Annotated in this window: 7 protein-coding genes; 2 read left to right on the plus strand and 5 right to left on the minus strand. The window is 70.5% G+C overall.

Going from position 1 to position 7,584, the window contains the following annotated elements:
• Together DQW06_RS09995 and DQW06_RS10000 are read right to left on the minus strand one after the other, a co-directional pair.
• A partial coding sequence (locus tag DQW06_RS09995) for a thiamine pyrophosphate-dependent enzyme (RefSeq protein ID WP_255418227.1) occupies positions 1-445 on the minus strand: 445 nt, incomplete at its 3' end.
• Positions 446-942: 497 nt separating this feature from the next.
• Complete coding sequence (locus DQW06_RS10000) at positions 943-1,620, minus strand: GntR family transcriptional regulator (RefSeq protein WP_013155794.1); 678 nt, start codon at positions 1,618-1,620, stop codon at positions 943-945.
• A gap of 773 nt (positions 1,621-2,393) precedes the next feature.
• Between DQW06_RS10000 and DQW06_RS10005 the strand changes: the two genes are divergently transcribed.
• Positions 2,394-3,158 carry a phosphatase PAP2 family protein gene (locus DQW06_RS10005; RefSeq protein ID WP_013155793.1) on the plus strand — a complete coding sequence of 255 codons (765 nt, stop codon included), beginning with the start codon at positions 2,394-2,396 and terminating at the stop codon, positions 3,156-3,158.
• A 190-nt stretch (positions 3,159-3,348) separates the two neighbouring features.
• Here the strand turns inward: DQW06_RS10005 and DQW06_RS10010 are convergent, their stop codons facing one another.
• Together DQW06_RS10010 and DQW06_RS10015 are read right to left on the minus strand one after the other, a co-directional pair.
• Positions 3,349-3,861: an SRPBCC family protein gene (locus DQW06_RS10010; protein WP_071623091.1), complete on the minus strand. Its 513-nt coding sequence runs from the start codon at positions 3,859-3,861 to the stop codon at positions 3,349-3,351.
• A 442-nt stretch (positions 3,862-4,303) separates the two neighbouring features.
• Complete coding sequence (locus DQW06_RS10015) at positions 4,304-4,519, minus strand: hypothetical protein (RefSeq protein ID WP_157983395.1); 216 nt, start codon at positions 4,517-4,519, stop codon at positions 4,304-4,306.
• A 15-nt stretch (positions 4,520-4,534) separates the two neighbouring features.
• Between DQW06_RS10015 and DQW06_RS10020 the strand changes: the two genes are divergently transcribed.
• On the plus strand, positions 4,535-6,481 hold the full coding sequence (locus tag DQW06_RS10020) for a heavy metal translocating P-type ATPase (RefSeq protein ID WP_117198338.1): 1,947 nt from the start codon (positions 4,535-4,537) through the stop codon (positions 6,479-6,481).
• A 184-nt stretch (positions 6,482-6,665) separates the two neighbouring features.
• Here DQW06_RS10020 and DQW06_RS10025 read toward each other — a convergent pair whose 3' ends face one another.
• Entirely contained in the window at positions 6,666-7,553 is an 888-nt protein-coding gene (locus DQW06_RS10025) for a hypothetical protein (protein WP_071623089.1), read from the minus strand.
• Between the last annotated feature and the right edge of the window lie 31 nt (positions 7,554-7,584).

Below are 7,584 nucleotides of genomic sequence, written 5' to 3' on the forward strand. Positions count from 1 at the left end.
CCCCCCCGACGATGCCGTAGCCGCCGAGCATGCGGGTCTCGGTGTCGTACATGTGCATCGAGCCGCCCCAGCCCTTGGACACGCCGTCGACGCGCCCGTAGAGCTCGGCCATGACCCGCTTGGGGTCCATGCCCTTGCCGATCGCGTACCCGTGGTCACGGTAGTTCGTGAACAGGTAGTCGCGCTCCTGGAGGGCGGTCATCAGGCCGACGACCGTGGCCTCCTCGCCGAGGTTGAGGTGACAGTAGCCGCCGATCCTGGCCTGGGTGTAGGCCTGGGCCGTGCGCTCCTCGAACCGCCGGATGAACAGCATCTGGCGGTAGTAGTCGAGCAGGGTGTCGGGCTTCTCGTCAGCGAGGCCGGGGGAGGTGTCCTTGCGGGTGGTGCGCCGCCGGGTCCCTGAGGACCTGGCGGGGCGGCCCTTCGGCTTGGCCGTGTCAGCCATGGTGTGCCTTTCTACGTACGAGAAGGCCTGGGGCCCCGGGTCTGTGGACCGGGGTGCCAGGCCCGCCGTGGCCGCGCTGTCGGGTGCGACCGTGGCGTGCGCAGCCACCCGGCTCATGCGGTGGCGGCGCTCTGTGGCTGTTGCGGGGCGCGTCCCGGGGGAGGTGGCTCGTCCTCCCCCGGACACGAAGCGCTGGTGGGGTCTCGTGTGCAGTTGTCCGCAGAACCCCTGCCGCATTGCTTCCCGGTCTGCACCGGCGTATGCGTCCGTGGCCCGGCGCGGCGGTGCCGGTCGCACGGGTTCGTCCACCGGCCGGATGAACGACTCCGCTTGCCCGGGAGGGGTCCGCTCGTGTGTGATGTGTGTCGCGCACACTCTACGGTCTGATCGATGATCGATCAATACAACTCTATGCCAGAAGGTCCGGTTTCGGTGCGACGGGGCAGGTCACCGCGCTCCCACGGGCCGGTGGCGTCGGGCGGCGGAGGGGCCAGGGGTCAGCGGGCGCTCTCGTGGGACTTCAGCGCCGCCTCCACGTAGTTGAGCACGTGGTCGCTGAGCATCTGCCCCACCGAGGGGTCGCCCTCGATGAAGGCGCGCGTGATCTGGGCGTGGTCGGCGGCCTTGGCGTGCAGCTCCATGTTCAGCCAGCGCACCGACAGCGCGGTCCACACCTCCACGCCCAGTGACTCCCAGGTGTGCAGCAGCACGCTGTTGTGGGCGGCGCGCACGACCTCGCGGTGGAACTCCACGCTGTGCCGGATCTGCTCGGACACGTCGCCCTGGGCGGTCGCCCGCTGGAGCGCCTCCACCTCCCGCTCCAGGGGGGAGGGGTCCTCGGCCAGTCGGGGCGCGGCCAACTGCGCCGCGACCAGCTCCAGTCCGGCGCGCACGGGGTAGATCTCCGCCATGTCCTGGACCCCGAAGGCCCGCACCCGGGCGCCCTTGTTGGGGACGGTCTCGATCAGGCGCAGGGTCTCCAGCTCGCGCAGCGCCTCGCGCACCGGGGCCTGGCTCACCCTCAGCTCCGTCGCGACGCGGCGTTCCACGATCCGCTCTCCGGGCTGCCAGCGACCGGACAGCAGGCCCTCGACCAGTACCTGCCGGATCTGCTCCCTGAGCGGCTCGCGAGCCAGCTTGGAGGGATCATCCGGCAGCTGGGGCAGGTCGACCATCCAGAGCCCTTCCGTTCCACGTCCAGCACACGGCCCGTGCGCGGACCGGCTCACTCAGCGTCGTACAAACTCCTTGAAGAGTGCCACACACCCGCGGGTCAACCGGACAGCAGGCCTCGAACCGCTAACGGAAGGCTCACGAACAGGTCGCATGGCGGTGAACCGCCAACGTCCAGTGTCGGGGCTTGGGGCAAAGTCCGAGGTGGCGGCGAACGTACGTGGGCCACCACACCACCGACAGGGGGAACTGTCCGGGTAGGCTCATCTGTCGGCAATATTCACACAAAGCTGTACGGAGCGTGACGCACGTAACGACGAGGAGTTCGATGAGGCGCCCCGACCCGCGCCGCCTTCACCCGCGCTCAAGCGGTCCGCGCCGACTGGTTCGGGCCGAGCACCAGGCGCACCGTAGACGCCACTGTCGACACCCCTTGTTCCTCGGACGCCGATCCTGCCCAGAGGCCGGTCACGACGTAGTGAACCAGTCCGAAGGACCGGCCGTCGAACGGAGTGGGCGGAGAGTAGTGAACTCTCCGTCATGTCCACCCCGAGTCGGCGCTGAGGACGTCAGATCAGTTCCAGTAACCACGGCTAGCCCGTCCCCCACGCTTCACAAGTGCCACAGGCAAGCCCACGACGTGTGAGACAGCACTGAGCACATGACGCACTCTTCGAGGACACGACGACATCCACGGGCGAGGCAGTTGACCGAGCCACACGACAGGCAAGAGCGGGCGACACCGCTCCCGGGACCCTACAGCGGGCCGATCCCCATGGTGCGTACCACCGTGTACGACCCTGGGCGGCCCGTCGTGCGCCCGGTCCGCTGGCCCAGTGTGAGCGAGATCGCGTGGGGTATCGCGTCGGACCGCGTCGCCATCATGCTCGCCGTGGCCCTGCTCGTCATGACGATGCTGGCCGCGGGACCGCTGCACCCGGTCGACAACTTCCTGAACGAGCTGCCCCGGCCCTACTGGGACACGCTCCGCGAACCCATGATCCTGTGGCCGGACACCGTCGCCTCCCGTGCGGTCGCGCTGCCGGTCCTGGGCGTCACCGCGCTCCAGCTGGCCTACTGGCATCGCAGCTGGCGTCCGATCGTGCTGGGCGCGGTCGGCGTCGTGGGGATGATGTCCCTGGTGTCGGTGATGAAGCTGGCCATCAACCGGGGACACGCCAAGAACTTCAACCCCGACTTCTTCATGGGGCCGGGCAACGTGGCCTTCCCGTCCGGGCACGGGGCGAACGCGATCCTCATCTACGGCCTGGTGCTCTTCCTGATCATCCGGTTCGGGGCGGCCCGGCCGCACATCATCCGGCGCCTGGCGTACTGCATCGTCGGCATCGCCCTGCTCCAGTCCATCGTCTCGATCTACCTGCACTTCCACTGGTTCACGGATCTGATGGCGGGGATGGTCGCGGGCGGTTTCGCACTGAGGGTGACCATCCGGCTGGACCGGATGATCCCGTCCGGGCGCACCACGCAGTGGTGGCCCTGGTACGGCGAGGGGGACGGCGCGCTTCCCGCGAGGGACTGAGCCGCTCTCCCGCCCGTGGCACCGCGCCCGTCGGACCCGGTCCGGCGGGCGCCGCGCTTGTCCGCGGTCCCGACGCCCGTCCGGGACGGGGCCGGGTGCGCCGACGTGTCGACGCCTCCGCGTACGTGCTGGTGGGGGCGCTGGCGGGTCCGTGGAACCGACGTGGGGAAGCCGGAAGGGCTCCCCGCGGTCAGGCTCCGGCCTCCACCAGTTCCCGCATGCGGGCCAGACGTTGCAGGAACATCCGGTCCATCACAAACCTTAGTACGGTTCTGTCCACAATGGGACCGAAGAGGCTGGCGAATTCCACCCGGTCCGTGTAGGCGGTCCCGGCCCCCTCGGGCGCCGTCGTGTGCGTGTGCCGGAAGTACCGGAACATACCGCGCAGCTGGAGGTCGGTGAAGTGGTCGCCCTCCTCGAAGGAGTCGATGACGCCGACCCAGCGTACGGGGAGGAGCCCGGCCAGGCGCCAGCGCATCACCATCGTCTCGCCCTCGGCGAAGCCCGCCTCGGGCCAGCGCAGGACGCGTACCCCGCCGGGCATGGAGTCCTCCAGGCCCGACCGGCTCGTGCAGAACGCGAAGACCCGGTCGGGCGGCGCGTCGAAGTGGGCCGTGTAGACCGCGGTGCTCGTGGTCCGGGGGCGTTCGGTGGTGTTCGGTCCGCTCAGGAGCCCGCGTTCGTCGATCCCGTGTCCGGCCATGGTGTCCCTCCAGGTCCACTCGGCATCGGCCTACCCCGGCGCCCCGGCAGGGAACCCGGGCGGTGTCGTGCGGGGCGGCGCTGTCCGCGGGGTGCTGTGGGGGCGCCGTGTCGGGTGGCGCCGTGCTGGACATCCGGGCTCGGGGTCGGGCGCGGACTGTCCCGTTCCCTCCGGCGGGGCGGCGGCCGTGGCGGGAGATGCCGGTTCCGGAACGGGGAATGAACCGTCATCCCTTGTAGGAATACCCCTTGGGGGTATATTGCTTGTAGTGACACGCCGACGGGGTGGACATCCGTCCCTTAGATACCCCCAAGGGGTATGTTGCGAGAGTGAGGGGGAGAACGACATGACCGCAGGTGGACAGGGACCGCACGGCCACGGAGGAGACCGGGGCCGGGGGCGGGACGAGAGCTCCGAGGAGCGTGCCGGGTACACGGACCCCTCAGCTCATGAGACACACGAGGGGCATGAGGGGCACGCCAGTCACGGCACGCACACGGCTCACGCCGGTGCTCCGGGGCATGGTGAGCGCTCCAGCCACGGGGATCGCCAAGGTCCCAGCAGCGCCGATGAGCACGCCGGTGACGGGGACGCCCCCGGACACGGTGAGCACGCCGGTCACGGTGGCCACAGCGGTCATGGGGGTCACGGTGGCCATGGGGACCACGCCGCGATGTTCCGGACCCGCTTCTGGTGGAGCCTGCTGCTCAGCGTTCCCGTGGTCCTCACCAGCCACATGGTCTCCGGCTGGCTCGGCTACCAGGTCCCCTCCGCGCTGACCTGGGTGCCGCCGGTCCTCGGCACGGTCGTCTACCTCTACGGCGGCTGGCCCTTCCTCTCCGGTGTCGTCGGCGAGCTCCGCGAGCGCAGGCCCGGCATGATGACCCTGGTCGCCATGGCGATCACCGTCGCCTTCGGCTCCAGCGTGCTCGCCACGTTCGGCGTGGTGGGCATGGAACTCGACTTCTGGTGGGAACTGGTCCTGCTGGTCGTGGTCATGCTCCTCGGCCACTGGCTGGAGATGCGCGCCCTCGGCCAGGCGTCCGGTGCCCTGGAGGCCCTGGCCGCGCTCCTGCCCGACCGCGCCGAGAGGGTCGGCGCCGACGGCGGGGTCGAGGAGGTGGGCCTCGCCGACCTGCGCACCGGCGACACCGTTCTGGTGCGCTCCGGCGGGCGCGTCCCGGCCGACGGCACCGTGGTCGAGGGCGGCGCCGCCATGGACGAGTCGATGATCACCGGTGAGTCCCGCGCGGTCACCCGTTCCGAGGGCGACCGTGTCGTCGCCGGGACCGTCGCCACCGACTCCGCCGTCCGGGTCCGCGTCGACGCCGTCGGCGAGGACACGGCCCTGGCCGGTATCCAGCGGCTCGTCAGCGAGGCGCAGGAGTCCCGTTCGCGCTCGCAGGCGCTGGCCGACCGGGCCGCCGCCCTCCTGTTCTGGTTCGCCCTGGTCGCCGCCGTGCTCACGGCCGCCGTGTGGACCCTGTTCGGCGAGGTCACCGAGGCCGTCGAACGCACCGTGACCGTCCTGGTCATCGCCTGCCCGCACGCCCTGGGGCTGGCCATCCCGCTGGTCATCGCGATCTCCACGGCCGTCTCCGCCCGCAACGGCATCCTGGTCAAGGACCGCATGGCCCTGGAGCGCACCCGCCTCGTGGACACCGTGCTCTTCGACAAGACCGGCACCCTGACCAAGGGCGCCCCCGCCGTCACCGACACCTCCGCCGCCTCCGGGCACGCCTCCGAGCGGGTGCTGGCCCTGGCCGGTGCGGTCGAGGCCGACTCCGAGCACCCGCTCGCCAGGGCGATCGTCCGGGCGGCGCGGGAGGCGGGCGCGGTGCCCGCCGCCACCGGCTTCCGGTCGCTGACCGGGCGCGGTGTCCGCGCCTCGGTCGAGGGCTCCGACGTGCAGGTGGGCGGCCCGGCCCTGCTGGAGTCGCTCGGCCTCACCGAGCCGGACGACCTGGCCGGACGCACCGGTCCCTGGCGCGAGCGCGGCGCGACGGTGCTGCACGTGGTCGTGGACGGCGGGGTGGCCGGTGCCCTGGCGCTGGCCGACGAGGTCCGCCCCGAGTCGGCCGAGGCCGTCCGGCGGCTCCAGGAGCGGGGCGTGCGCGTCGCGATGGTGACCGGCGACGCCCGCAACGTGGCCGACGCCGTGGCCGAGCGGCTCGGTCTGGACGAGGTCTTCGCCCAGGTCCTGCCCGACCAGAAGGACGCCGTGGTCCGCGACCTCCAGTCGAGGGGGAACCGGGTGGCGATGGTCGGCGACGGTGTGAACGACGCGCCCGCCCTGGCCAGGGCGGACGTCGGCATCGCGATCGGCGCGGGCACCGACGTGGCGATCGAGTCCGCCGGGGTCGTGCTGGCCTCGGACGACCCGCGCGGCGTGGTGGCGGTCCGCGGGCTGTCGGCGGCCGGTTACCGAAAGATGGTGCAGAACCTCGTGTGGGCCGCCGGGTACAACGTCGTCGCCGTCCCGCTGGCCGCCGGGGTGCTGGCCCCGGTCGGGATCGTGCTCGCCCCGGCCGTGGGAGCGGTGCTGATGAGCCTGTCCACGATCATCGTGGCGCTCAACGCCCAGCTGCTGCGCCGGGTGGACCTGAGCACCTCCTCCTGAGGGGCGAAGGTCCCGTCGACGGCGGAACCGGACCCGGTAATCTCTGGGGGATCGCGGCGCCCCTCCGGTAGCGGGAGGGACATCGCGACAGGCCACCGTCCCGATCGGATACGGGACGGTGGCTGCCTCGTTCCCGCAGCTCAGCGAGGTTTCACGTGAAACCTTTGCGCTGGTCGCGGGCGTGTCAGCCGAAGATGTCCTCAGCGCGCTCGACCTCGCTGGCGCGACGGGCCCACATGCGCAGGGTCTCCAGGTCGGTGCAGGAACTGACGCGCTGGCGGACCTCGTCGGGGACGGTCAGGCCGCGTGCGTCGAGGAAGAGCAGGACGCTGTTCGCCGCTTCGGCCGCGCGACCCTCCTCACGACCCTCCTCTCGGCCTTCTTCCCGGCCCATACCGACGTACTTGCGGGCGAAGTCGCTCTGCCACTTGTAGGTGTCCAAGGCCATCAAGCCCTCCAACTCCTTCCGGGCGGCCTCCTGGAGACCGGCCAGTACGTAGTCATAGTAGAACGTGCGGTTCTTCGGAGCAGTGGAGTCGAGCGCCTCCACCACCGTTTTCAGGGTGCGCGAATCGGTGTCCCCGTGGGCGTAGGCCGACAGCACCGCGAGTTCGGGCATCGCGCGTGCCCGCTCCACATCGGTGACGACGGGAGTGTTGCCAGGGCCGATCACCAACGGCCTCAGCACGAAGTCGGGATGACCGATGCTGATGGGTTTGGCGCACCATCGCGCCATAGCGTCGTCAGGGCACAGGACTACGAGCACGGCGGGGCACTCCAGACGGACGTGCAGGTTGACCAGGTAAGCGGGCCAGCTCGCCCGCTTCTCCTTGTCCCGATCGTGCTGGCGTTCCACGACGACCGCCAGCACGTTGCGGTTCCCGTCGCGTAGCAGTGTGGCTCCGTCGCTGTTGAGTTCCTTCGGGTCACAGTTGGTGAGAACTGAGGTGGTGGGCAGCGCCTCGGTGTGGTGGGGGACGTCGAATCCCAAGGACTCCTTGAGTAGCACTGAGGCCAGGGCTGGTTGGTTCTGGATGATCCGTAGAGGGATCTCGTGGGCTCGGCTGGGCATACGTCTCCTTGTCGGGGCTGTCGGGGCTGTC

The organism is Nocardiopsis sp. TNDT3 (genome assembly GCF_003427465.1).
GTDB lineage: Bacteria > Actinomycetota > Actinomycetes > Streptosporangiales > Streptosporangiaceae > Nocardiopsis > Nocardiopsis dassonvillei.

Coding starts and splice junctions, on each gene's coding strand:
- DQW06_RS10000 (WP_013155794.1), bottom strand. CDS start 1,620: ATGGTCGACCTGCCCCAGCTGCCGGATGATCCCTCCAAGCTGGCTCGC.
- DQW06_RS10005 (WP_013155793.1), top strand. CDS start 2,394: ATGGTGCGTACCACCGTGTACGACCCTGGGCGGCCCGTCGTGCGCCCG.
- DQW06_RS10010 (WP_071623091.1), bottom strand. CDS start 3,861: ATGGCCGGACACGGGATCGACGAACGCGGGCTCCTGAGCGGACCGAAC.
- DQW06_RS10015 (WP_157983395.1), bottom strand. CDS start 4,519: ATGGCCACCGTGACCCCCATGACCGCTGTGGCCACCGTGACCGGCGTG.
- DQW06_RS10020 (WP_117198338.1), top strand. CDS start 4,535: ATGTTCCGGACCCGCTTCTGGTGGAGCCTGCTGCTCAGCGTTCCCGTG.
- DQW06_RS10025 (WP_071623089.1), bottom strand. CDS start 7,553: ATGCCCAGCCGAGCCCACGAGATCCCTCTACGGATCATCCAGAACCAA.